The sequence below is a fragment of the Streptomyces brevispora genome, from assembly GCF_007829885.1.
Lineage (GTDB): Bacteria > Actinomycetota > Actinomycetes > Streptomycetales > Streptomycetaceae > Streptomyces > Streptomyces brevispora.
This window is the reverse complement of sequence record NZ_VIWW01000001.1, coordinates 2,361,324-2,384,929: the sequence shown is the minus strand read 5'-3', so window position 1 is coordinate 2,384,929 and position 23,606 is coordinate 2,361,324. Positions and strand designations below refer to the sequence as shown.

Sequence of the window (23,606 nt, the reverse complement as noted above, 5' to 3'; positions counted from 1 at the left end):
TGGTGGATGGCGGCGTATCGGGTCTGGCGGGCTGCTCGCCAGGAGCCTGGCCGTTGCCGGGGCATGCGAATTGGCCCCGGTCGCCCGGGGCTGTTGATAGCGCTGTGCGGTTGTGACGCTGCCCGATCAGAGGTTTGCCGGCGGATGTCGCCCCTTGTCGAGTGGCGCGGCGACATGGGACCGGTCACGGACTTCGGGAGCCGGAATGGACTCGAAGTCGGCGTCGGTGAGCCGACTGCCTGTGCGCTCGTAGAGCCAGTTTTCCAGGATGTCCAGGTTTCCGATGGTCACCATGATTGCGATGAGAAGCGTCTGGGCCACCTGGCCGGGTGCTCGGCGGTGCATCGGGTTGCCGATGTCCATGTCGGCGCCCTTGAAGCGACCGTTGAGGCCCTCGTTGTGAGAACGGATCGGCTTGTAGATCCGCTCCCAGGCGACGCTGAGGTAGTGGCTGTCCTGCCGGAACTTGGCGTTCTTCAGGTCTCCGGCTGCGTCGGCGGGGACGCTGATAGCGGATGCTCCGCAGACGGCCGGCAGAGCTTCCTTGCCGGGAGGGTCCATCCATTCCCTGTCCGGAAGCTGGATGGTGGGGCGAGCCGAGGCATGGCTGGTGCGGGAGCGGCGGTCCGCCAGTTTGATCACGGTCTGAGGCGGGCCAGAGGAGGTCGGTCGTGCAGGGCGGAGGCGTTCTCGGCGTGGGCAGTTCACCGAAGGGGACGGGCCGGCCGCCGGGCACTGCAGGCGCACAGTTCCTCGGGTATCGGCGTTCTGCTTGAGCTTGAGGAAGTAGGGAAGTCGCTCGGCGGCCACCGGCTTCAGTTCTTCGAGCCGTCGGCGGAAGGTCTTGTCGTCCATGCCGTGAGTGGCCTGGGCCAAGGCGTTGGGGATGTGTGGGCAGGCGAGGGAGCCGTCGATCAGTACGGCTCCTTGCCAGCTGCCCTGGATGCCACGGTCGGCCGCCTTGTAGTCCAGGGCGAGGCGGTAGCCGAGTCGGCGTACGGGGATCTGGAAGTTCTCAGGCGAGCAGCCGGTGTAGGCGCGATCTGCGGCACAGGTGCCTGTCGGCAGTCGAAGCTCGGCGAGGTGCTTCAGCATGGTGACCGCGTTCTCGCCCGTACCAACGGTCGGGGTGTCCAGGCTGAGGCCGAGGCAGAGCTGCGGATAGGAGGGCGCGCGGCGGCCCTTTGCGGCCCCTTCGCCTGTGCGGGAGTGGGCGGCGACGAGCAGGTTCGCGCTGTAGCCAAAGATGCCCTTGTCGGAGCCGCCGCTGAAGTGCCAGCCAGCGGTGATCTCGACGGAGGCCGTGCCCGAGCGGTCGCTGTCAGGGTCGGCCAGAACCGGGATCGAGGTGGCGTCCACTCCTACGTCACCGGCCCAGTTCCGCAGGTATCCGCGTTGCTGTGCCAGCCGGACCGGGACCAGTACGAGATCGTTCGCCAGCCGTTGGAGCCGGTTCGCGGCGGCGCGGCCGGCAGCCTCGTCCCAGACAGCGGAGTGGATGTCAGCCTCCGCTTGGTCCAGGCGCCGTCGCCGGTCGCAGCGTGCCGGATCGAGCATGGTGGTGATCCGGTCCAGCCCTCGGTAGAGGCGACGACTGGCAGCTATGCACGCACGTGCTGTGGACGGCGGCATCTCGGGGACGTCGAGCCAGGCGCGGGCTGCGGGCTGGAGGCGGAAGTGCAGGATCCGCCAGGCGTCGGAGACTGTGGCTCGGCCCGTGTAGTACACGGCGAGCATCAGGCCGGCCAGTACGGTCCTCGGCCGCACGCCTGGTGGCCCGGGACGGCCTCGCAGCATGTCCTCCAGCTGCTGGGGCAGGCCGGAGCGATCAAGGACGGTCAGCAGCTGGCCGACCTTGGAGTCGGGGATCTCGGTGAGCCGTCCAGGCCGCAGCCGTGGCCGCGCGTGACGGGCGGCCAGCTGGTCGGCTTCAGGCCGCGCCCTCACGAGCGGCGGCCACGCAGCAAGCGGATCACCTCCGCCCTGGGTAGTGGGGGCACCCAGTGGTGGTAGCCCGCCAAACCGGCAGGGGAGGCCATGCCCGCGGCGGAAGCGACCGCCTCCGGACTGATGCCCTCGGAAAGCCGGCCGACGATCCACGTCGACCGCAATCGCCGAGCGGAGAGCGGCGGCAGGCCCGCGTGGGGCCGATGGCGGGCAGGCCAGGAAGAGACGAGGTTCTTGGCTGCCGTGACCTTCCGTCCCGGCCGGAAGAGAAATCCGGTTCCGGAGGTCTCTGCCAGCTCGGCCAGCGTGCCTTCCCAATCGGAGTGGCACGCCACGAGCCGGCCGAGCAGCTCCTCCTCCAGCACCGCAACCCCACCGGAGGTCACGCGAACGTGGCTGCCTCGCATGGGCGGGACCTCGCCCGGCATGAGGCCGCACCCGGCTCCGAGTGCCATGAGGGCGAGGCCGTCGAGTCGAGCCTGGTGCGGCAGATGATTCGCCCAATCCCGCAGACGAGCCAACTCTCCGGCGTGGTAGGGCGACTGAGGCGTACGGGGAGAGGAAAGCCGAGCCGCAGGGGCCTCTCCGCGCTGGACCCACACCAGAGCTTCCCGTGCCCGCCGCAGCCAGGTCCGGTAGGTCAGCACTGTCGAATCCTTAGTCGCAGTGCAGCCCGACAGGATGAAGGCGTCGATCGTCTCGGTCCTCAGCCAGGTTCCCGGGTCGCGCGGCAGCCCGCTCCGGTCCGCCCAGACCGCGATCCGGCCGATCACGTGCAGCAGGTGCTCCGCCGTGTAGCAGGTGGCCGGAGCTGTCGCCGTCACGGTGGCTCTCACCAGCTCGGCGACCGGCGCCCACTGCCGATGCGGCAGCCGGGGCCGGTAGTCGCGGATCTTGCTGGAGACCTCCGAGCTCAGTGTCACAGACCAACAGAAGCGGCTGGACAAGCAGCCAGTGAAGACGTCGAAGGCGATCTTCACGGAAAGGAGTGCATCGACATGGTCGGAGGTTTGGCCCGCAAGACCGCGCCGAGAGACCTTGCCCGCGATCCGGAATCCTGGCCCGACTCTGCCATCGACGACGTCGCTGCCAGAGTCGTCCAGGCCATCGCCCGCGCGCTCGCGCTCGCCTTGGAGCGCGAGAAGCGAAGTCTGCGGCAGGTCTCTACTGGATCCGGGGTCAACCGGCAGGCCATTTCCGACCTGCTCGCCGGCCGGTGCTGGCCGGACATCGTCACCGTTGCCCGCCTTGAAGATTTCCTCGCCGTCCCGCTGTACCCGCGGGACGGAATGCGCAGTACGCATCAAAATCGGCCTTCCCGTTCCCAGGGAAACCCGTCCCAGGGAACGACGAAATAGGCCACGCGCCCCCGAGGCGAGGCGGATTGCTCTAGCCTCGGGGATGCGTGAGCCACTACGAGGGTCCACGTCATTGGCTCCGAAGAGGGTCCAAGCTCAACGGAGCCCGTCCCCTTCTCCCCGTAATGGGAGGAGGGGACGTCTCATGTTCGGGGTGGCGGCGTCAGGCGTCCCCTCCCTGCGGTTCCGTGACCCGGCGGGCGGCAAAGGTGCCGATCGGGTGCTCCACGGCACGGTCGTTCTTCACCAGCCGCTTGCAGGTCCGGCGGGTCGTCTCGATGGGCGCCCGCCCTTCGTCGCCCTTGGTCGGGCGCCCAAGGGCCTCTGTGATGTCCTTGACCTTCATCGGCCGTCCGGCGCCCACGAGGATCTGCTCGACCGCCTGCATCAACTGCCCGGACGGCGACCGTGAAGGCCCGCTCTGCCCGGCACGCGTCTCCTCTGGCGGCTTGCTCGGTTCCGACTCGTCGGCGGCGGACGCATCGCCGTCCTCGTCCTCCGCGTCAGCTTCCTGCTGGGAGCTTTGATCGTCCTCGGACGGCGCCGAGCGACCCGCGAGGAGCTCGGCGAGAGCTTCGCTCAGCTGATCGCGAGTGCTTGCGTACTTTGCCGCCTCGACTCGGAGGTCCGCGAGCTCTGCTTCGAGCTCCGAGATTCGCGCCAATGTCCGATCAGTCTTGCCGGAGTAGATCCCAACAGCCGTCCGCAACCCGGGAGCCGCATCCGGCTCGCCCGCCCCTGTGAAGTCCATCCGCCCCTCCTCGGCCCTCCCGTACGACAGGACAACGGCAGTCATCGTAGGGAATGCCAGTCGTGCCCGGCAGCCAAATGACCAACGAAGTATGGCAGTTGAGGCACGACGAAGCGTGAGCTTGATGTCTGGCGCCCCTGACCTGCGTGTCTGCGACGCCAGTCGTAATGCTTAACATCGTCAACAGTTACGGCGGATCAGGCTCTGCCACGGTTCCTGACGCCACGTCTTCGAGGACGAGGCCCGGAAGGATAGCCAGTCCCAGACTCTGAAGATCCACGTTCGGGCTGGCTGCCTTCTCTGCAACGCGGGGCGACCAGGAGGCCAGCCCGTCCAGTGCAGGTACCAAGCCTTCTCGGTCGTCACTGAGCAGGGCTGCCACGAGCGACACGACATCGGCGCGGGAGCTGCCTGCTGGAGTCGGGAGAACGGCCAGCCCTGAGAGTGCGCGCTGGTCACGAGAGCCACAGAGCGCTGTGAGGGCGGCGAGAGCGAATCGCACGGCATCGCTCTCGTTCTCCCAGCGGGACAGCAGTCTCGGCAGCTCGCTGCCGATGGCCCGCCGTGTCAGGTACTCAGCTGCAGACTCCTCCCAGCCACCCCCGAGTGCGGTGATGCGATCGGCCAGGGAGACCTCTGCAGCTGGCCCCGAAGCAGCAAGCCGCAAGAGGTCGCCGAGCAGAACCAGCCGGCTGCCGGGCGCGACGCTGTCGTCGCAGGCCAGCTCCATGAGGAATGGGACAGCCTCGACGGTGGTGTCGGTGCAGGTGCCTTGGTGGGCCACGGCATCCGCGAGATCGCCGAGGAACTCGCCCGTTGACCCGTAGGGCTCGCCGAACGCGAACTCCTCATCAAGCAGCCACCTCACGGCATCCGGAGCATCCTCCGCGCTGCCGTACATGCGCTCTGCGACCGCCACCACGGCCTGGACTAGCACTGCGGGCTCACCGACCTCAATGCCCTTCCACGGCGACCCGGCCGGAGGCCGCGCGGGATCCTCGGGCAGAGGGCTCGGAAGGGCGACGTCGGCGCCGGCCTGCTCATGGACCAAGCCGTCCCGTGGGAAGACTCCTTCGAGAGTCGCAGCATGGCCCTCGCTGCACCCCTGCTGAAAACCGCCGTGGGCACGGGCCAGGCCGGCCACCCGAATCCGTTCACTCCGGAAGAACGGCTCGAGAGCCATGCGCTCGTACCCGCTGTAGACGGCCAGCGAGAAGATCTGCCACCACCCCTCCAGCTCCGGGTCCATCGACGGCTTTCCGTACCAGAAGCTAGACGGAACGAACCGGAAGTGATCGTGGACGCGCACTGCCGTCAGACGGTGGCCCATACCGGAAAGCTCGGCCGCGGCAGCGCGGGCAGCGTCCTCACTCGGCAGGCTCAGCGTGTACTGGATTCCCCAGGCGGGAGGTGCCGCGCTCATCAGCTGCACTGCCAGGTGAACATCGCCCGCTCGAAGCGCCGCTCGGCCAGGTCTTCCGGGCGGATCAGCCAGTACAGGGCTCCGGCATCGCCCCACATCATGTCCGCGGCGTCCTCGCTGTCGAACTGGGCCAGCAGCACCCAGTTGCCCGCCTCCTCGGACAGCCGCGGGTCGTCCCAGGATGCCTCGTCGTCCAGGACCGCCTCCGCGATCTCGATCTCGACCGGGTTCTGCACTGAGTGAGCGTGGCCGCCGATCTGGTGCCCTACCTCATCATCGAACTCGCACAGCGCGTCGAGGAACTCCTGCGAGCAGACGGGGTGGTCATACCGGTTCCCCAGCGGGGCGCCCGGGGCGAAGGCAGCACGTACGGACGGATGCCACGGCTCGGTCGCCGTCATCTCCACCCGAGCGGTCAGCGGCACCACTGGATACGGCTTGAGCCCTGCAGGCGCCCCACGCTCCGTCACCTCCTCGTCAGCTGCCACATAGAGCACGCGGGCGCCCGCCCAGCTCTCCCGGTCCTCGGCCAGAACGAGAGCGTCGCCGTCGTCCAGCTGCCCATCGAAGTAGAAGAACAGCAGCGTCCCTGCTGAGGGCAGATCGATGTCCAGCGCAGTCGCCGGCAGGCGCCCGCAGTCGATCGAGGCGACGAGGGAGAGCGGGCCGTGCCCGTCCCACACCGGCCACTCCACATCGACCGGCAAGGACGGGAGGCCGCCGAGCCGACCGACGCCATCGTCAGAGCCGGCCGCTACCTCCAGGCGCGCACCAGGGCGAAGCAGACCGAGCCACTTCTCGGCAACCTCAGGCGACAGATGCTGCAAGGCGAGAGAGCGAAGGGCATCCCGGGAACCATGTGTCATGCGCCCGATCATGCACGGCGCCACTGACAGAGACCTCGGCGGACCGCCAGCAGCACGCGCAGCCGCTCAGTCCGTGGCCGTTGACCTCCAAGCAGCGGTGACGCACCCTTCCTCCCAGTGCCACCAGCCGAGCCGCCGTCCTTCAACACGATCAGCCGGATCGTGCAGTTCTCTGAGGATCGGACCGTCTCGCCAGCCCAGCGGACGCCCTCATCGTCGATCTAAACCCGGACGATGTCGTCGCTGGCGACTCCACGTACGAACCAGGGAGTGTTGTCCAAACGCACCGTGCCGTCACCGAGGTCCACCGCCCACAGGCTCTCGACGCTCGCCGGCGGCCAGCCGTCCTCGTCCACATCCATCCGGAAGTGGACCTTCACATGGTCGCCACTGATGCTCGTCACAAACACCATCATCCACAGGGGACGATCACCGTTCAGATGAGGCCCATGAAATCGAGGAGGAACCACTTCTCGTACTCATACCGCTCGCGAAGTGCGAATGTTCCGTCTTCCACGAGATCCTTGCCGTCCCACCACCATCGTGGCTTCGAATCGAGAGCCTCTGGATAGTTGAAGAGCTCGTGGGGAAGGGGTTGCTCATCGAAGTTGCTCGGAGGCATCCAACCCTGTTCGCCGACGATGACGCCCGCGACGGCATCGGCTGTGAGTACGAAGTCGGGAGTTTCGTCGTCGTTGAACGTAAGCCGCCATTCGCGCTCGTGCAGCCAATCTGCGGAGCCGGGTTCGTAGCGCACTCGCCGGCCACGGAATCGGGCTGGCATTCCATCAGTCGCGAGCAACTCCTCGTCCGAGAGATAGAGAACGGGCCGGGCACCAGCGGCTATGAGGGCCTCGCGGTCGAGTAGAAGCGCCCACGGCTCGTACGGCCCGCGCGGGCCAATTCCGTCGCGAAGCAGGACTCGACGAGCGGCATCGGAGGGCTCGCCCAGGCAGACCACAGCCTGGCTCTGGCGGTACGGCACACTCCCGCGGATCTTCCCCTCACGGAGGATGCCCACCAGCCGATCCTCGGCAGTCCCATGCGCATGAGCCGGGGGATGGTCATCGCTGCTTCGTGGGCGTCCCGTGAAGTGAACGAGAGTGCCGGGAAGGTCAGGGTGAACTCCCACGCCGGGAGAGGGCCTCATACGTCTCCTTCATGGTTCGACAGCAGCAGAGTATGGCCATGGGCTCGTCGAGGTGAGGCGTGAGAAAGGAAGCAGACTGTGAGCAGTCAGTCAGCAGCAGACAGATGGTGCCACCAGTGACTGCAGCCGTCGGAGCAGAAGCGCTCAAGCCGCCGCGCGTCGGCAATCGCGAGCACCGCGATCAGTAGCCTAAACGCCTTGCCGCGTTCGTCGAGAGGTGTGAGGCTGGCGATCTTTCCCAGTTGCTCGTCGATCCGGCCTCGTGAAATCAGCACTGCGGGCGTATGCGTCGGGCGCAGCCCGGCACGGCGGATGCTCTCCAGCGCGTCCTCGGCAACGGCACGCGCCTGGACGCAGTGATGGCGCAGGAAGAGCAGTACCTCGGCCTGCTCTTCGTGGCCGAGGCTGTCGAACCATTCGATGCCTTGGGGCATCGGGCGCAGCCCCTGCGCGAGCTCGTTAAGCAGGACGTCGCGTTCGTTCATGACTGCCTCCCGTGGGACGGACGTCGCTCCGCAGCGGTGATCAGGATTCCGAGGAGCACCGCCAGATCGGCCGCGCCTTCCGCGTCATCGGCCCAGCGGGTGGTCTGCAGTGGGTGAACCTGGTCGAGGAGGACGCCTTCGCGGGCCAGGACGAAGGCCAACGCCAGCATGGCCGCGCGGGCGTTGCCGTCCTCGAACGGATGGAAGAAGAGGATGTCTAGGTAGGTCCGGGTTGCGCGTGACGGGAGGGGGAGATCAGGTTGAGCGCTCTCGGACAGGCAGCGCTCGAATCGCGCCCGCGTATCGGATGCGAGGCCGTAACGCTCCTGGCAGCCCTTCGCGAAGGCCGGCATCGTGCGGAAGCCGACGATGTCGTGGCCCAGCACGGTCCGCTGCCACTTCGTCATGAGGGCAAAGGTCAGCGGCCTGCCCTGCTCCGTGTCGGCGAAGGCCAAGTCGAGAGCGGTCAGGACCCGCGCGGCTCCCTCGCTGTCACGGCCGCCTCGCGTTGCCATGAAGAAGTTCCGGAAGCCGTCGCGGGCCGGTGCTTCAGTGATGGGGCGTACGCCGCGCCAGGATGGCCAGGAGATCTCCGGCCGGATGAGCAGCCAGTCGGCGAGGCTGTCCTTCGGTTGGCCGGGCCCGGAAGTCATCTGATGCCGCCCACGCCTCTGGCGAACCGCGAACTCACTGCGTCGACCACCGGAACGTCAGGGGCAATCCAACTGCCGAACTGGCCGCCGACCGCGGTCTTGACGATCTCTTCGGCCTGGCCCTCGTTGATGCCGTTGTAGGCGAGGAACCATCGGAGGACCTGCATGCAGTGCCCGTACCAGCCACTCTCGGCCTGGGTGCGGCCAGCTACCACGGTGACCAAGCGCGTGCACGCCCGCTCCCAGTACCAGAGGTCCGCTGTAGACGCCGGGGTGTTCCCCGACGGGGCCAGGGCCGCGAACCGCTCCGTCAGGTCATCCAGCCAGCCACGCCACTCCTGAAGAGCCTCGACGACCAGCGGGGCAGTCGCATCCGGGGTTGTCACGGAGTCGGATGAACAGCACCAGACCTCTACGACGCCTCCGTCGACGTCACCCTCGCCGACCGACCAGTTCCATCCGCAGGCCCATCGGCCGTACCGGCCCGCCAGGAACTCGGTGACGGGATCCAGCGAACGCCAGCGATCCTCGCGAGCGACTTCAGCACTGGGCAGCAAGGGCGCGACAAGGCTCGCCAACTCCTCCGCCGCCTCGTCGTCCATCTCGAACGGATGTCGAGCCGGATCCACATCTGCCCACGCCAGGGTGTGTGCCCACAGTTCACTCACCGTCCCACTCTGCCTTGCGTAGCCGCCCCGACTCCACTCGATATCGAGTGGCCGCCTCATCAGTGGGAAACGATCTTCGGTCACCTGGGAAGCGATCTTCAACCGCTTCTGTCCCGCCTGGTCAGAGTCACTCGTGAACACCCCACCGCAGCAACTGTTTCTGAGCTGGCTCAGGAGGAGTTCACAAGATCCCGTCCGATCTGGTTGATCGGGCGGGATCTTGGCGTTTCCTGGGTCCGTGACCGCCCTGGCCGCGCTCGTGTACGGCCTGATCGAGGGCCCTTCCAGGGGGGATTCACACGCCCATCAAGCCTCAGGAGGTTACCCGGTGACGTCAGCCCCGCGTCCGCCCGCTCCGAAGCCGGGCCCTCCCGAGCCGCGCGAACACTGGTACCAGCCGCGCCGTTCCGGCTTCCGGTGGGAGCAGGAGGGCTTGGACCAGTGCGCCGGCTGATGCCGGGGGCCGAGCCGTACCGGGCGTGGGCGCTTCCAGTTCACCGCGGACTCCGGCCGGGTCAACGAGTGCGACCTGCTGATCGCGGTGCCCGGTGGCCTGTATCTGCTGGAGCTGAAGGGACACCCGGGGCGGGTGGTGAATCACGGGGACACCTGGCAGTTCCACGCCGACCGGGTGCGGACGCTGAAGAACCCGTTGCACCTCACCGATCTCAAGGCGAAGGAACTCAAGGGCCGGCTGGAGCGTGCCGCCCGGGCCATGAAGGAGGATCCCAGGCGCATCCCGTACATCAAGCCCGCGGTGTTTCTGCATGACGAGGACCTGGTCAGCGAGTTGGACGAGTTCCAGCGCACCGCGGTGTTCGGGTGCAACGACGGTACGAGTGGTCTGCCGGGCCATCTGGGACGGCCTGCTGGGGCTCCCGCCCGAGCGGGAGAGCCGGCGGGTCACCCCGCAGGACAGCCGGCTGCTGGAAAAGCTGATGAAGCGCATCGGGGTCAGCCAGTCGACGGCTCATCTCCGCTTCGGGGACGGCTGGCGGCTGGAACCGCGTGCGCTGGACGCGGGGCCCGGCTGGGAGGACCGCCTCGCGGTACGCGACGACGGTCTGGTGCAGGAAGGCGGCCGGGTCCGCCTGGATCTGGTGCGGCAGTTGGCCGAGGCCGTGCGATACGCCCACAACCCGTCGCTCTACCACCGTGCCCTCTCCGCCCGCTCGGTGTACGTCTGTGCCCGGGAGGACGGCAGCGATCCGGTCCTGCGTATTGCGGACTGGCAGACCGCTGCCCGCGACTTCGAGACGTCACTGCACCGGTCGCTCGGGGACACCCCGCTGGACGGCGGCCTGATCGCGGACATCGCCCAGGTGTATCTCGCCCCGAGACGGATCAGGAGTTCGCCGACCCTGTCGACCTCGATGTCTTCGGCCTGGGCAGCCTCGCCTATCTCCTGCTGACCGGCCGCCCGCCCGCGGACCGGCGCAGCGCCCTGGTCGACCGGCTGGCCGCCGAGGGCGGACTGCACCCGTATGCGGCGGCGGACAGCGTGTCGGCCGCCCTGGACGACGTGGTCTTCCGGGCGACCGCCGCCGATCTGCAGGGGCGGCTCTCGTCGCCCGACGACTTCCTGCGTCTCCTGGACGCCGCGGAGGCCGACGCCGCACCGGCCGACCGGCCGGGGGGTGTGGTCGCCGATCCGTTGACCGTGCAGCCCGGTCAGCCGCTGGACGACACCTGGACGGTCACCCGAGTGCTCGGCACCGGAGCCACCGCACGTGCGCTGCTCGTGCGGCGCACGGAGCCACCGGCCGTACCGTCCTGGAGATCGAGTACGCCGGTGGATTCCGCTCGCCCGCCGATCAGGACCCGGTCAGTCTCGGCTCCAGGCTGCGCGGTCAGGGTTGCGCCACCGTCAGTGGACGCACGACCTGCGCAGGAAGCCCGCGCCCAAGGCGCCCGCCCCGGTTGCCGCGGACGCCCCCGAGGTCGCGCTGGAGTCGGTGGACACGCTGGCGTCCCGGCTCACTCCGGCGCAGGGCAACCACCGCACCAAGCCGCGCCCCGACGTCGTGCGTGCCACTCTCCAGCTTCCGGATGCCGAGCTGCTGGAGCCGTGGCCCGCCCAGTCGGCCATCGCGAAGGCGCTCGGTGTCAGCCAGACCACCGTTTCCAAGAACCAGCTCGCCGCGATCGAGCAGTGGGCGCTCCTGCCGTGGCTCGGCCGTGTCCGCGACGAGCTGGTGACGATCCTGGCCGAACAGCGCAGGGTCATGACGGCCGAGGAGCTGGCGACCGAGCTGCGGGCCCGGCACGGTGCGGGGGGACGCCCCTCCATCCGTCGCGGCCCTCTACGCCGCCGATCACCTCGGCAAGCGGGACGCCTCCCTGGCGACCGTGCTCGCCACCGTCATCGAGCCCGAGCACGTCCCGTACCTCAGCGTCCTGCGCTACAAGGAGACCGGCCTCCGCAAGCGCGCGCAGTGGGAGCAGGTCTGGGAGCAGCGGCGAGAGGAGGACCGCAACGGGCTGCGGCTCGATATCGCGGTCCCGCCGAAGTACTCGGGCGCCGACTTCCTCAAGCACTCCTACTGGTCGAACCGAGGCAAGCTCGACGTCCCCAAGGAGCGGTTCATCTCCTACCCGGACGCATCCACCGACAACGACCACTCCCTCCTCCTCGGTTGGGCCGGCTGGAACCATCGGGAGCAGGCCGAGGCCCTGGCCAACCTCGTCCACGACCGGGGGGAGAAGGACGGCTGGCCGAAGGAAGACCCCCGCTTCGTGCCGCTCCTCGCCGGTCTTCAGGAGGCCATGCCCTGGGTGCACCAGTGGTACGACGAGTTCGACGCCGAGTGGGACGGCAACCCGGCCGAGGAGTTCCAGAGCACCCTCAACCTGGGCCGCACCGAACGCCACCTGTCCGAGTCCGACCTGCGCGCGTAGCGCCAGAGAAGAAGCGGGGCGGCCGGAAGAAGGCCGCGGAGTAGGCCCGTACACGTACATGTGGGCGGGACCGGAAACCGGACCCGCCCACATACGCCAAGAGTCGCGTCAGCCGCGCGCGGCCATCCGCACGAACTGCGCCCACCCGGCGCTTCCCACGCTGAGGACCGGCCCGTCAGCCTGCTTGGAGTCGCGGATGTACACAGATGCGTGCACAGTTGCGATCTCCACGCAGTCGCCCCCGTTCCCCGCGCTGTAGCTGCTCTTGAACCAGACCCGCTTGTCTGTGCTCATCGCCGGTGCTTCCTTGCTCATTGCTCTCCCAACAGCCTCTCGATGAAGGCCAGCGACTCCCTCGGCGTCAATGCCTGGGCCCGGAGGACGCCGTAGGTCGATTCGTACGCGCCGACCTTCTTCGGTTCCGCGTGCAGTGCACTTTCGGCCTGCACCTCTGCGTACGCCATCCTGCGCTGATCGCCGATGTGGAGCAACGTGAACGCCCCTGCCAGCCCGGCGTGCTCTTCGCGGTCGGTCGGCATGACCTGGATCTCGATGTTCCGCTCGTGTCCGAACAGCAGTAGCTGTTCCAACTGGCCGCGTAATACGGCCCGTCCGCCGAGAGGACGTCGTAGGGCGGTTTCCTCGATGACGAAGCTCAGGAGCGGTGCCGGGCGCCGGGAGAAGAGCTTCTGGCGGTCCATCCGAGCAGAAACGCGCTGCTCGACGGTGTCGGAGTCGAGCAGCGGACGCCACATCTCGAAGACCGCTCGCGCGTACTCCTCCGTCTGCAACAGGCCCTTCACCACATGGTTCTCGTACGCGTGGAGCTGCGTGGCCTCCGCCTCCAGCTGCACGTACTGACGGAAGAACGACGGATACCGGGCCCGCTCCACCTCCCCCTTCATCGCCACCAGCACGCCCCGTCCGCCGACGGCCAGATCCACCGCGTCGATCATCGCCGGCTTCGGGATACGCCGCCCCTGTTCCACCGCGGCGATCTGCGCCTCGCTGTACCCGATGAGTAAGCCCAACTCCGTCTGCGTGAGCCCCGCGGCCTCGCGCAGCAGCTTCATCTGGCGGCCGAAGCAGCGCAGGAACCCGCTGCCCGGCTCCGCCGCACTCTCCACGGCATCGGCCGCCGCAACGTCCATGGTCCAGGGCTCCTTCGGTCAGCAGGCAGTGGCACGAGGCTAGAGCCGTCCGGGGGGCTGGAGGGCGAGTTCCGTGTGAACGTCCGTCATGTGGGTTACGGGGTAGGCCGCCGGTATGCGCGACGCGCAGGCGCGAGGGGCGCGTGGCGGGGGAGGGGTCAGGCGGTCGGTGGGGCGGGCGTCGAGCCCGGAGGGCGAACCCCGGTCAGCTGCTCCGTACGCCGGCGCAGGAGCAGGGGCGGCTCGACGTACCAGCCGGCCGTTGCCCCCACCTCTGAACCTCTGACAAGCGCTCACCGCAGGGGCGTCGGTCCCTGGGGGTGGGTCGCCCGGCACGAGACATTTGGGGACGGGGTCCGCCGCCAGGTCATGTGGCTGGAGCGCGGACCCCGAGGCGACCTCGGTGTGGCTGTCCTCCGCCCGCCACACCAACCCCCTGACCGGCAGCGTCAGCATGAAACGAACTCAGTGAGGGGATCCGTCCGACGGCGGCAGCGAACCGGCGCTGAGACGCCGGGCGATCGGGTTCCTGGCAAACACCCCGGAACCCACATCAACCGTTGCGTCCAGGTGCTAGCTTTCAGCAGCACCACAGGCGCCACACATCACCGAACTCCGTTCATTGTCAATGTTGTTGACGTTAGCGCCTGCGCATCTCCGTTTCTCGCTTCTCCTCCAACGACTCAGACATGGGGGTCCCACATGCCCAGAACCCGGCTGGCTGCCGGAGCTCTGTTCGCCTGCCTGGTGCCCGTCGCGGCCTGCGGTTCGGCGCGGGAGGCGACCGACAGCGCAAGCGGCACGCACGAGCCGTCTTCCACGGGGGTCGAGGCAACGCCTGTCGCTCCACCAGTGTCACCTTCGCCCTCGACGTCGTCCGCTGCACCGGCCCCGGCCGCGGGGCGGGAGTTGGTCTTGAACATCACGGATCACGACGGCTACCAGGCGACGCTCAAGATCACCATCGCGCCACACGTCATCTACGAGGCCGGTGTCACACCGCCGGGCATGGAGGAGCAGTGCGCCGCCTTCGTACCGGGTGACAGCGTGCAACGTGCCGAGGTGTCGATCACCACGGAGCTGACCCCCCGAACGGTCAAGGGATTCACCTGGCCGGAGGCCTCCCAGCAGGCCGTTTCCGTCGGGGCGGACGGCATGAGCCTCTGCAACGGAGACCTGGAGTCCGTCACCACGCGCGTGTACGGGGATGCGAAAGGGGCGATCACCACGCAGGGCCTGTTCGAAACAGAGATCACTCCGAACAGCCCCGACGGATTCGGCGACCCCGAGCCGTGGAAGTCCATCAGCGTGACGGTGGACAACGTCGAGTGCGGTGTCGTCAGCAAGGACTCCGCCTTCAAGCCGGCCGGGACTCTGTACGACAAGGACTGCGCCTACACCGCCGCAGCGGAGTAGCGGTCCGCGTTTCTACGTGTCACCGGCGTCATCTCGATCACTGGCAGAAGGACAACACATGGGCATGGAAGTCGTGGTCGGAATGCTGATCGCGTGGGCAGCGGGAAAGGCGCGAAGAGCGGGGACGGAGCTCAACGGGATCACGGACCGCGCGCTGGAGCTGACCGCACAGCGGCTGTGGGATCTCGTGGAAGCCAAGTTGGGCACGGACCCGGCCATCCAGCGGCTGGTGTCCGAGTCGCAGCAGAACGGCGACGCCACCCCTTCGGCGCGTACGCGTGCCGAGACCGCCCTCCAGGACGCGGCGGACCATGACCCCCGGTTCGCGGCGGCTCTGGAGGCCATAGTTTCGTCGCAGGCGAGCGGCGGGGACACCACTGCGGCGACCGGTGTGCCCTCAAGTAGCGTGCAGGCTGGTGGAGCGGCCATCACGGGTACCGTGTTCGGCAACATCAAAGCCAACAACAAGGTAGTCAACCGCGCTGCGCGGAATCCGCTGCTTACAGTCCTCGCGGTCGCCTTGGTGCTTGCCGCACTCGTCTTCGGTATCCGGGCGCTCACCGCTTCGTCCGGTGGCGACGAGGGAAAGGCCGGTTCGGCGGCCATGGTCGGCAACTGGAAGACCTCCGACTCCTCCAGCCCGAAGGTCTTCGGCGAGGACGGCAGATGTTCTGGTTTCTACTACAACAACGGCGCCCCGCTGGACATCGGTGGCCCGATGACGTGCACCATCTCCAGCACGCCGGACGCCGATGACCGCTACACACTCGTCGTGACGCAGAGCCCGAATCAAGCCACCTACAAGGTCGCCTTCGACACCGCCGACCATGCACAGGTCTACTCGTCCTCGGGCCAGAAGATCTACGAGATCAACCGCTTCTGACGGTACGGAAGTGGCTCCTCGCAGGCCCACCAGGACAGCTGCGAGATCGTGGTGGGCCTCGCGGACCGGCCGATGCCGGCTATTGCGTACGTCGCGCCCGCCGGTACGCCGCGCCGGCCCGAAGAATCACAGTACGGCCCGCGCGACCCGACAGCCATGACCCCACCCCCCGACAGGATCTGCCTGTACGGGTGTTACCCCTGGTGGGAGCGGGTTGTTCGTCGCGAAACTCCTGGGCATGACGACGACCGACCTCCCCGCGCCGCGCACCGGCGACACCTTCGAACTGCGCTTCTCCTCCACCGCGCGCGGCGCCCGCCTCGCGCGGCGACTGGCCTCGCACCGCGTCCACGAGTGGGGCCACCGGTACGGCTCCGAGGTGAACGACACGGTGAGCCTGATCGTCGGCGAACTGGCCGCGAACGCCGTCACGCACGGGCTGGGCCCCGGCCGGGACGCCCGGCTGCGGATGGTCCGGATGAGCGGTGAGCGGCTGCGGGTGGAGGTCAGCGACACCCGGGGGGAGCGCAGGCCGGCCGTGCGGGCGGTCCTGCCCGCGGGCGATGAGGTGGCGGGGCGCGGGCTGGTGCTGGTCGCGGCGCTGTGCCAGGAGTGGGGCGTGACCGACCGCGAGGGGGCACCGGGGAAGACGGTCTGGGCCGTGGTGGCCACGGCGACGGCAGAGCAACGTGACGGTAGCGGAGCGGATCGCGCGCTTCGGGGGTCTTCGTGACGCCGTCGTGACTGGGGCGGCCGAGCCGTGCCCCTGGGCGTACGAACTGACGGCGGGCGGGCTGAACCACACCTCGCGGGACATCCTCGTACAGCGTCTGGCAGCCGCTCGGCGGCGTGCAGGATCCTGACCTCCGCAGTCCGTCCTCGTTCCCGTACGGAGCTGGCAGGATGGAGGCGTTGTGCGGCGGTACGGACACGGGTGACCGGTCGGCTCCGCCGAGCACCCGGCTGGGGCGGCCGGGCCGGATGTGCGGGGAGCGGGAGCGGCTGATGGCCAGGGGCCGCGACATCGTGCTGAGGGACGTCCTCGACATCAAGGAGGACGTCCACGCCGGCGACTTCAAGATCGAACTGTCGAAGCCTTCGCCGACGCCGCGACCGGAGTCGTCACCGCTGGATCGCCCAGGCCGAAGGCAACAGCCCGCACGGGACCGAGGCAGATCGTTCCGGCGCACCGCCTTGTACAGCTCACCGCGGCTGTCCTGCCCCACGCGCACCCGGGACTCTGCCGCGAAGTGTGCGGCGGTGGCCCGCTTCCTCCGCCACGAGGTGTCGCACCGTGGCACACCCTCCTCGTGGACCACGGTCGCGGCGTGGCTCCGGCCGGGCGGCCGGCGCATGCGCGTCCGTCTCACGCCGAGCCGTAGACCTCGCGCACGTTGTCGCGGGGTGCCGGCCTGGCCTTCGCGGCCGGGCCCTCCGCGAAGGCCAGGAGCAGGTTCTCGGTGGTGCGGGTCACGAAGGCTCCGGTGCGTGCGTCCATGCCGTGGTTACGCCCGTTCTCCTCCGTCCCGGCCATGAGGCCCTCGACCCACCGCATCGTCCCGGACGCGAAGACGCCGGCCCCGCTCGGCACCGTGTAGTACGCCGAATCGGAGTGGCTTCGTCTGCCGTTGCAGACCAGGGCGGAGTGGGCGACGATCTCGATCGCCGCGTCCGGAAGTGCTCCCGGGGTGACACGGTCGTATTCGACGCCGACGAGGTGGGGGAAGGAGTCGCCCTGCTTCACTCCGGTGCCCGCGAAGAGCCAGTGACCGGCGTTGCGGACGACATAGGGGGCGTCTGTGGGATAGCCCTCGTAGAGGACTCCCGTCAAGGACGATTCCGGGTCGGGATCGGGTACCTGGCGGAAGTCGGTGGTCACCAGGGCGCCGTGGCGGGGATACAGGGGATCGTGGCGGTAGTCGGTCTTGTAGCAGACCACGGTGCGGTCCCCGTCCTCGATCCTGATCCGGCGGAAGCAGGTGTTGGCGCCGAGGAAGGCCAGGTTGGTGCCGGTGTCGCGGGCCCGGGTCATGGACGCCCGCTGTTGGGGTGTCCAGTACTCGTCGTGGCCGAGCGTGACCGCGGACACGGCGCCCCGCAGCACCGCCGGGTCGCGGTGGATGTCGAGGCCGGTGGTGTACGCCAGCGGTAGGCCCAGCCGCTCCGCGAGGACGACCACGGCCCGCTCGTACACCAGGAACTTCTCGGCCCCGTTGCTGTCGTAGGGCCGGGCGAAGGAGACGGCCAGGGCACGCGTCCCGTACGACGCGCCGGCGCCCTCGTAGAGGCTGTAGCCGCCCCACAGGTTGTACGCCTGCCAGGTCGCCGGCGCATGGATCAGCAGGGTCTTCCCACTGGCGGTCGCCGAGCGAACGATCAGGGGGACGTATCGCTGGTGACCGTTCTCCGCGTCGAGGCGGAGCAGGTAGGCACCCTCCGGCCAGCCGTCGGTGTGCACGAGGACCGTGCGCTTCCAGTCCGCCCGTACCGTGCGCGTGCCGGGAGCCAGAGCCGGATCTTCCTGGATGCGCCCGGCCACCCTGCCGGAGCGCCAGACCAGGCGGGCCTGCGCGCCTTCGTACCAGCCCATCCGGTACGCCGAGACACGGAACCCCGGCGCGGTGGTGGACACGTACAGCCCGAAGTCCTCGCCCGGCAGGACGCTCACCTTGTCGGTGTAGCCGAGCGCGGCCTCGGGCGGACCCGCCGAACGGATGCGCCAGCCGGAGTCGCCCGGACGGGAAGCCTCGGACGGGCCGGGCGGCGTACCCGGGTCGCCGTCGGACGGCGTGTCGCAGCCCGCCAGCATCGTGCCCGCGGCCCAGACGCCGGCCGCCGCGGTCGCCCCGAGGAACCGCCTGCGGTCCAGGCCCGCGCCGTCACCGCCGCCCCCGGGGCGTTCTCGCTCCGCGTCCGTCGGAACATCCATCGGAACCGTCCCACGTGTCGGAGGCCTCGCGTGCTCTTGCCGCCATCGTGGTCGAGCACCGCGCCTCCGGCCACCAGGGAGGGGCCGGAGGCGCGGCCGGTCCCGCGGCCGTCCGGTGCGTCGACCGCCCGGGTTCGAGCGTTCGCGCAGCGGTGGGGAACGATCTCCGGCGGGACGGGAAAGGAGCTCCGGCGGGACGGGAAAGGAGCTCCGGCGGGACGGGAAAAGAGCTCCGACGGGCTTCGTCGCCGCACCTCGCACCCACGCGTGAACACCCGCCGGCCCGCCCGGTCCCTCACCGGGTTCATCTGCGCAGCAGCAACGACGTGACCCGCAGCCGGCCACTGTGGATCCACACGTCGGAGTACTCCACCGGGCGCCCGTCGGCGAGATAGGTGACCTGCTGGAGGTACTGCACCGGGCTGCCCGGCTCCAGGGCGAGAGCTTCCGCAGTCTCGGGCGAGGCGGCCTCCGCGCTGAAGGTACGGCGAGCCGTCGCGATCTTCAGACCGTGACTGCCCTCCAGCGTCCCGAAGAGGCTGGCGGAGGTGAAGTCCGTCTTCTCGATGCCCGGAGCGAGGTCGGTGCGCACGAAGTTGAACAGCAGGGCGACCGGCCCCTCGGTGGTGCTGCGTACCCGGACCAGGCGCAGCACCTGCCGTTCGCCGGGGTTCAGGTCGAGCAGCGCGGCGACGGGACGGGGCGGGGAGATCAGTGAACACTCCCGCACCACGGTCGAGGTGACCACGCCCTGGCTGGCGAAGTCCTCTGACAGCGTGCTCAGCTTCTGGGCGATGGCCGGTTCGATCACGGTCGAGGTGACGTACGTGCCGCGTCCCCGTACCTGCCGCAGCAGCCCCTCCTTGATCAGGGTCGCCAGCGCCCGGCGCAGGGTGCCGCGGCTGACCCCGAACTCCAGGGCCAGTTCGGGCTCACTTTTCAGCCGGTAGTGCGCCGGCCACTCACCGCCCGCGATGCGCAGTCGGATGTGCTCCGAGATCTGGACGTGGATCGCCGTAGGGACGTCCCGTCGGATGTCCGGGAGCCCTCCTTCGTCGGCCGTCACGGGTGACACGTCTCCTCTCCGGAATTGGATGCGCCGTGCCCCGGCCGTGGTGGCCCGGGGCACGGCGGCGGACGATCAGTAACTGACGGTGGAATCGTCGCTGGTGTCGGTCACGATCGCTGTCCCGGCGCTGGTGCCGAGCAGTACGGCACCGGCGCGCAGGAGTTCCAGGGACTGCCGGTACGTCTTGATCGACCCGGAGGCCTTCACCTGGACACCGTCCCGTGCACGGTCAACAAGGTAGCGAACACTCGTCGGATTCGCCGTCTCGATCTGCCCGCTGCTCGCGTTCTTCAGGAAGGACACACCGGCCTCCATCGCCAGTTCGATGGCGGCCTCCTTCTCCGCATCGGTGAGCAACGGCAGTTCCAGCATGACCTTGACGGGCAGACCGGAGGCGCGGACGACGCCCGCGATGTCCTCGCGGAAGTCGTCGAACCTACCGCTCTTGAGCCAGCCGAGCTGCACGCCGATGTCGAGCTGGGTCGCGCCGAGCCGGGCTATCTCCGCGGCCTCGGCGGCCTTGCCCGCGCTGGTCATGACGCCGACGGTGGGGAAGTCCAGCGCCGAGGCCACACCGATGCCGGTGCCGCTCAGCTCGGAGACGACGACGGGCAGCCAGGAGGCCGGGACCATCGCGGCGTTGAAGCCGTAGGTGATCGCTTCCTGGGCGTGCGCGACCATGTCGTCACGGGTCGCGTCGGGGTCGATGCGGGTGTGCTGGATGTAGGGCGCCAACTCGGCCGGAGTGAGCTGCAGTTGGTCGGCGGCTGTCGTAACGGTTTCGGACATGGAGCTGTCTCCTGTGATGAACCAGTGGGATGGAACGGTGGATGTGGCCCGACACCGGACGGGTCAGATCCGGGAGGCGTATTCCTCGGGGACCACGACGCCCTCTCCGCCGAACCACCGGGGGGCGTCGACGCCGCAGAAGAGGCCGATGTTGCCCCAGGGCTCGAAGGCCCCGGTGCGGACGACGACCTTCGCCCGGTGGGCCAGCTCACCGAGGACCTCGGCGTGCGGGCGGGTGGTGAACTCGGCGTCCGGGAACCGGCCGTGCAGCCATTCGTCGAGCCGCGGGTGCCGGGTGGGTACGTCCTCGGCCCGGACCACGCCCTCGACGATCACTTCCTCGGCGATCAGGCCGAGCACGGTCCGCAGGTCGGGCAGGTTCTCGGCGACCGCCAGGTCGATGCGGTGGGCGGTGCGGGGGATCGGGAAGCCCGCGTCCACGACCATCAGCAGATCGGTGTGGCCGAGTGTGGCCAGGGCCCCGCTCAGTTCGGCGTGGAGAATGCCGCTTCGCTTCATGGTGGGTCCTTTCCTTTCGGGTGGGTGGGTAAGTGGGGCGGGGCGTCAGACGGCCCGTACCCGATGGGGCGTCAGGCGGCCGGTACCGCCCCGGTCGCCAGCGTCATGATCGATTCCTCGGTCGCCTCCGAGGTCTCGACGATGCCGACCACACGGCCCTCGCTCATCACCGCGATCCGATCGGTGAGGGTGAGGAGTTCCGGGAGGTCGGAGGAGGAGCAGAGGATCGCCAGGCCCTTCTCGGCCAGCGTGAACAGCTGCTCGTAGATCTCCGCCTTCGCGCCGACGTCCACGCCCCGCGTCGGCTCGTCGAGGATCAGCACGTCGGGGTTGATCGCCAGCCAGCGGCCCAGTACGGCCTTCTGCTGGTTGCCGCCGGACAGGCTGGTGATGGGCTGGCCCATGGTGGCGGTCTTGACCCGCATCCGGCCGGCCTGCTCGGCGGCCTGCCGGTCGAAGGCGTGGCGCCGGAGCAGACCGAGACGGCTGAACGCCTTGGTGGTCAGTACGCCGACGTTCTCACCGACGCTCATGGTCGTCAGCAGTCCCTGGGCACGGCGCTCGCCGGGGACGAAGGCGAGACGGCGCTCCACGCTGGCGATCGGGTTGCGCCCGTCGTAGCTCTCGCCCAGCAGCTCGACGCCACCGCCGGTCCCCTTCTCACCGCCGAAGATGTTGTGCAGCATCTCCACCCGGCCGGAGTCCGGCAGCCCGGCCACCCCGAGGATCTCTCCGGGGCGCACCTCGAAGGACACCTCGCGGTGCCGTCGGCCGCTCAGTTCGCTCACCTTCAGGGCCGGCCGGGCCTCGGGATCGGTCCGGTATCCGGTACGGCGGGCGAACTGGCCGAGTTCCCGGCCGACCATGGCGGCGACCGCCTGGTCGGGCGTGGTCTCCGCGTTCCGCCAGGAGGCGACGTGCGCCCCGTCGCGCAGGACCTGGATGTGGTCGGCCAGCCGGAAGACCTCCGGCATGCGGTGCGAGACGTAGAGCATCGTCGTACCGGCGGCCTTGAGGCTGTCCATGAGGGCGAACAGCCGTTCCGCCTCGGCCGGGGTGAGCATGGCGGTGGGTTCGTCCAGGATCAGCACCCGGCAGCCCCGGGCGACGGACCGGGCCACCACCACGAGCTGCTGGGTGGCGAGGTCCAGCGACCGCACGGGGGCGGCCGGGTCCAGCCGGAGGTCCAGTCCGGCGAGGAGTTCGCCGGTCCGCTCCAGCATCCGGCGACGGGAGGGGAACCAGCGGTGCCCCGGCTCCACGCCGCTCAGGACGTTCTCCGCGACGCTGCGGTCGGGCAGCAGCGACAGCTCCTGCGGGACGATCGCCACCCCGTGGCGGTCGAGCACCGAACTCGGGTCGAAGGAGGTGACCTCCTCGCCGAAGACGCTGACCGTGCCCTCGCTGGGCGGCTGAAGGCCGGCCAGGATCTTCAGCAGGGTCGACTTGCCGGCCCCGTTCTCGCCAAGCAGCGCGGTGACCTCACCCGCCGGGACGTCGAAGGAGACATCGGTCAGCGCGCGCACCGGGCCGAAGCTGCGGGACAGGCCACGGACGCTGACGGCGGTCCGGGACGCGGGGGCCGCGGCGACGGCTGTCGCCAGCTTCCGTGCGGCGGCCGTCACTTCTCGACCGTCGCTTCGCCGAGGTTTTCCCGGGTGACGAACTGTGCTCCGGTGTTCACGCCGGTGATCTCGGTGCCCTTGGCGAGGAAGTCGAACAGCACCTTGACGGCCTGGTAGCCCTGCTCGGTCGGGTTCTGGCTGATCGTGAAGTTGATGACGCCGCTCTCCAGGTACTCGGCCGTCTGCGGAAGCAGGTCGAAGCCGCCCATCGGGAGGGAGCCCTTGTTCTTGGCCCCCGACACCCACTTGGCCGCGGCGGTCGTGGAGCAGCAGTCGAGCCCGGCGACGGCCACCACGCCGGACTGGCCGGACATCGTGGACTCGACGGTGTTGTACGCGGCGCTGGGTTCGTTGCCGACGTTCACCGGGCCGACGATCTCCAGCCCGCTGCCCTCCATGCCCTTCTTGAAGCCGCCGAAGCGGTCGTGCGACCAGCCCGCTCCGGTGTCCACGGAGAACACGACGACCTTGCCGCTCTTGGTCCCCTTCAGCTCCTCCCGCAGCCGCTTGGCCTGCGACTCCCCGGATGCCTTGAGGTCCTGGCCGACGAAGCCCATCTGCTTGGAGTCGGGGTTGTCGGTGTTGAAGGAGATGACGGGGATGCCCGCGTTGTACGCCTGGGCGATGACCGGCTTCAGCGCGTCGCTGGACGCGGAGGAGACCGCGAGACCGTCCACGGCCTTCTGCTGGATCAGCGTCTGTATCTCGGACACCTGCTTGGCGGCGTCCCCACCGGTGGGTCCGATGAGGGCGGTCTCGGCCTTGAACTCCGTGCCCGCCTTCTTCATGCCCGCGCTGATCGGGGTGGCGAAGGCCAGCGAGGGGTCGTGGTAGCTGAGCTTGATCCGCATCGGCTTGTCGCCGTCGATCCGCTGCTGGATGTACGAGGCGAGCTTGAAGGAGCCGTCGTCGGAGGCTCCGCTGTCGGAGGAGGAGATGGCGCCGCACCCGGTGAGGCTCAGGACGGCCAGGGCACCGGTGGTGGCGATGAGGCTTCTGACGAGAGTGCGCGCAGACATGGGGAAG

Annotated in this window: 23 protein-coding genes and 1 pseudogene; 6 read left to right on the top strand and 18 right to left on the bottom strand. The window is 68.9% G+C overall.

The genetic code is table 11. The features are described from left to right. Positions 1–126: 126 nt before the first annotated feature. The 10 genes from FHX80_RS10905 to FHX80_RS10855 form a co-directional block, all read right to left on the bottom strand. Positions 127–1,947 carry a hypothetical protein gene (locus FHX80_RS10905; RefSeq protein ID WP_244318214.1) on the bottom strand — a complete coding sequence of 607 codons (1,821 nt, stop codon included), beginning with the start codon at positions 1,945–1,947 and terminating at the stop codon, positions 127–129. Next, the gene (locus FHX80_RS10900; protein WP_244318213.1) at positions 1,944–3,251 is read right to left on the bottom strand and encodes a hypothetical protein; all 1,308 of its coding nucleotides are present in this window, start codon (positions 3,249–3,251) and stop codon (positions 1,944–1,946) included. Before FHX80_RS10900 ends, FHX80_RS10905 begins: the two co-directional genes overlap by 4 nt. Positions 3,252–3,468: 217 nt before the next feature. Then, entirely contained in the window at positions 3,469–4,101 is a 633-nt protein-coding gene (locus FHX80_RS10890) for a hypothetical protein (RefSeq protein ID WP_145764017.1), read from the bottom strand. 142 nt (positions 4,102–4,243) lie between these two features. Further along, entirely contained in the window at positions 4,244–5,386 is a 1,143-nt protein-coding gene (locus FHX80_RS10885; RefSeq protein ID WP_244318212.1) for a hypothetical protein, read from the bottom strand. 92 nt (positions 5,387–5,478) lie between these two features. Further along, complete coding sequence (locus FHX80_RS10880) at positions 5,479–6,186, bottom strand: YwqG family protein (RefSeq protein ID WP_244318211.1); 708 nt, start codon at positions 6,184–6,186, stop codon at positions 5,479–5,481. A 380-nt stretch (positions 6,187–6,566) separates the two neighbouring features. Beyond that, a complete protein-coding gene (locus FHX80_RS36750; RefSeq protein ID WP_425281681.1) occupies positions 6,567–6,749 on the bottom strand; it encodes a DUF4265 domain-containing protein in 183 nt (60 codons plus the stop codon). A gap of 32 nt (positions 6,750–6,781) precedes the next feature. Continuing rightward, positions 6,782–7,366, bottom strand: coding sequence for a hypothetical protein (locus FHX80_RS10870; RefSeq protein WP_145764014.1), 585 nt, complete (start codon positions 7,364–7,366; stop codon positions 6,782–6,784). Positions 7,367–7,581: 215 nt separating this feature from the next. Then, complete coding sequence (locus FHX80_RS10865; RefSeq protein ID WP_145764013.1) at positions 7,582–7,980, bottom strand: DUF5958 family protein; 399 nt, start codon at positions 7,978–7,980, stop codon at positions 7,582–7,584. Then, a complete protein-coding gene (locus FHX80_RS10860; protein ID WP_244318210.1) occupies positions 7,977–8,633 on the bottom strand; it encodes a Fic family protein in 657 nt (218 codons plus the stop codon). The genes FHX80_RS10865 and FHX80_RS10860 overlap by 4 nt, the downstream gene beginning before the upstream one ends. Further along, entirely contained in the window at positions 8,630–9,301 is a 672-nt protein-coding gene (locus tag FHX80_RS10855; protein WP_244318209.1) for a hypothetical protein, read from the bottom strand. The genes FHX80_RS10860 and FHX80_RS10855 overlap by 4 nt, the downstream gene beginning before the upstream one ends. A 508-nt stretch (positions 9,302–9,809) precedes the next feature. Here FHX80_RS10855 and FHX80_RS35145 point away from each other — a divergent pair. From FHX80_RS35145 to FHX80_RS10845, 3 genes and pseudogenes are all read left to right on the top strand, one after another. Next, positions 9,810–10,055: pseudogene (locus FHX80_RS35145) on the top strand (nuclease-related domain-containing protein); the annotation flags it as partial. An 85-nt stretch (positions 10,056–10,140) separates the two neighbouring features. Beyond that, positions 10,141–10,713, top strand: coding sequence for a hypothetical protein (locus tag FHX80_RS35140; protein WP_208764623.1), 573 nt, complete (start codon positions 10,141–10,143; stop codon positions 10,711–10,713). Positions 10,714–11,569: 856 nt separating this feature from the next. Next, positions 11,570–12,199 carry a DUF7008 domain-containing protein gene (locus FHX80_RS10845; RefSeq protein ID WP_208764622.1) on the top strand — a complete coding sequence of 210 codons (630 nt, stop codon included), beginning with the start codon at positions 11,570–11,572 and terminating at the stop codon, positions 12,197–12,199. A gap of 108 nt (positions 12,200–12,307) precedes the next feature. Here the strand turns inward: FHX80_RS10845 and FHX80_RS10840 are convergent, their stop codons facing one another. Both FHX80_RS10840 and FHX80_RS10835 read right to left on the bottom strand, forming a co-directional pair. After that, a complete protein-coding gene (locus FHX80_RS10840; protein WP_145764012.1) occupies positions 12,308–12,493 on the bottom strand; it encodes a DUF397 domain-containing protein in 186 nt (61 codons plus the stop codon). Positions 12,494–12,510: 17 nt separating this feature from the next. Continuing rightward, entirely contained in the window at positions 12,511–13,350 is an 840-nt protein-coding gene (locus FHX80_RS10835) for a helix-turn-helix domain-containing protein (RefSeq protein ID WP_145764011.1), read from the bottom strand. A 915-nt stretch (positions 13,351–14,265) separates the two neighbouring features. On the opposite strand from FHX80_RS10835, the gene FHX80_RS10830 reads away from it, so the two are divergent. The 3 genes from FHX80_RS10830 to FHX80_RS10820 all read left to right on the top strand — a co-directional run bounded on the left by FHX80_RS10830 (position 14,266) and on the right by FHX80_RS10820 (position 16,382). Then, on the top strand, positions 14,266–14,766 hold the full coding sequence (locus tag FHX80_RS10830) for a hypothetical protein (RefSeq protein ID WP_145764010.1): 501 nt from the start codon (positions 14,266–14,268) through the stop codon (positions 14,764–14,766). Between the two features lie 58 nt (positions 14,767–14,824). Next, positions 14,825–15,649: a hypothetical protein gene (locus FHX80_RS10825; protein ID WP_145764009.1), complete on the top strand. Its 825-nt coding sequence runs from the start codon at positions 14,825–14,827 to the stop codon at positions 15,647–15,649. 238 nt (positions 15,650–15,887) lie between these two features. Then, on the top strand, positions 15,888–16,382 hold the full coding sequence (locus tag FHX80_RS10820; RefSeq protein ID WP_145764008.1) for an ATP-binding protein: 495 nt from the start codon (positions 15,888–15,890) through the stop codon (positions 16,380–16,382). Positions 16,383–17,015: 633 nt separating this feature from the next. Here the strand turns inward: FHX80_RS10820 and FHX80_RS10815 are convergent. The 6 genes from FHX80_RS10815 to FHX80_RS10790 form a co-directional block, all read right to left on the bottom strand. Next, complete coding sequence (locus tag FHX80_RS10815) at positions 17,016–18,578, bottom strand: N,N-dimethylformamidase beta subunit family domain-containing protein (protein WP_244318208.1); 1,563 nt, start codon at positions 18,576–18,578, stop codon at positions 17,016–17,018. Between the two features lie 304 nt (positions 18,579–18,882). Then, positions 18,883–19,644 carry a GntR family transcriptional regulator gene (locus FHX80_RS10810; protein ID WP_145764007.1) on the bottom strand — a complete coding sequence of 254 codons (762 nt, stop codon included), beginning with the start codon at positions 19,642–19,644 and terminating at the stop codon, positions 18,883–18,885. Positions 19,645–19,719: 75 nt separating this feature from the next. Next, positions 19,720–20,436: a deoxyribose-phosphate aldolase gene (gene deoC, locus FHX80_RS10805; protein ID WP_145764006.1), complete on the bottom strand. Its 717-nt coding sequence runs from the start codon at positions 20,434–20,436 to the stop codon at positions 19,720–19,722. 63 nt (positions 20,437–20,499) lie between these two features. Further along, on the bottom strand, positions 20,500–20,955 hold the full coding sequence (gene rbsD, locus FHX80_RS10800; RefSeq protein WP_145764005.1) for a D-ribose pyranase: 456 nt from the start codon (positions 20,953–20,955) through the stop codon (positions 20,500–20,502). Between the two features lie 71 nt (positions 20,956–21,026). Continuing rightward, the gene (locus tag FHX80_RS10795; RefSeq protein ID WP_145764004.1) at positions 21,027–22,580 is read right to left on the bottom strand and encodes a sugar ABC transporter ATP-binding protein; all 1,554 of its coding nucleotides are present in this window, start codon (positions 22,578–22,580) and stop codon (positions 21,027–21,029) included. Next, positions 22,577–23,599, bottom strand: a complete 1,023-nt coding sequence (locus FHX80_RS10790; RefSeq protein WP_145764003.1) for a substrate-binding domain-containing protein — start codon at positions 23,597–23,599, stop codon at positions 22,577–22,579. The genes FHX80_RS10795 and FHX80_RS10790 overlap by 4 nt, the downstream gene beginning before the upstream one ends. Positions 23,600–23,606: the final 7 nt, after the last annotated feature.

What these genes read in the sequence shown, in the direction of transcription:
- FHX80_RS10825 (WP_145764009.1), top strand. Translation starts at nt 14,825, where the DNA reads ATGGGCATGGAAGTCGTGGTCGGAATGCTGATCGCGTGGGCAGCGGGA.
- FHX80_RS10865 (WP_145764013.1), bottom strand. Translation starts at nt 7,980, where the DNA reads ATGAACGAACGCGACGTCCTGCTTAACGAGCTCGCGCAGGGGCTGCGC.
- deoC (WP_145764006.1), bottom strand. Translation starts at nt 20,436, where the DNA reads ATGTCCGAAACCGTTACGACAGCCGCCGACCAACTGCAGCTCACTCCG.
- FHX80_RS10790 (WP_145764003.1), bottom strand. Translation starts at nt 23,599, where the DNA reads ATGTCTGCGCGCACTCTCGTCAGAAGCCTCATCGCCACCACCGGTGCC.
- FHX80_RS10860 (WP_244318210.1), bottom strand. Translation starts at nt 8,633, where the DNA reads ATGACTTCCGGGCCCGGCCAACCGAAGGACAGCCTCGCCGACTGGCTG.
- FHX80_RS10820 (WP_145764008.1), top strand. Translation starts at nt 15,888, where the DNA reads ATGACGACGACCGACCTCCCCGCGCCGCGCACCGGCGACACCTTCGAA.
- FHX80_RS10890 (WP_145764017.1), bottom strand. Translation starts at nt 4,101, where the DNA reads ATGACTGCCGTTGTCCTGTCGTACGGGAGGGCCGAGGAGGGGCGGATG.
- rbsD (WP_145764005.1), bottom strand. Translation starts at nt 20,955, where the DNA reads ATGAAGCGAAGCGGCATTCTCCACGCCGAACTGAGCGGGGCCCTGGCC.
- FHX80_RS10885 (WP_244318212.1), bottom strand. Translation starts at nt 5,386, where the DNA reads ATGGGCCACCGTCTGACGGCAGTGCGCGTCCACGATCACTTCCGGTTC.
- FHX80_RS10815 (WP_244318208.1), bottom strand. Translation starts at nt 18,578, where the DNA reads ATGGATGTTCCGACGGACGCGGAGCGAGAACGCCCCGGGGGCGGCGGT.
- FHX80_RS10835 (WP_145764011.1), bottom strand. Translation starts at nt 13,350, where the DNA reads ATGGACGTTGCGGCGGCCGATGCCGTGGAGAGTGCGGCGGAGCCGGGC.
- FHX80_RS10900 (WP_244318213.1), bottom strand. Translation starts at nt 3,251, where the DNA reads ATGCGTACTGCGCATTCCGTCCCGCGGGTACAGCGGGACGGCGAGGAA.
- FHX80_RS10840 (WP_145764012.1), bottom strand. Translation starts at nt 12,493, where the DNA reads ATGAGCACAGACAAGCGGGTCTGGTTCAAGAGCAGCTACAGCGCGGGG.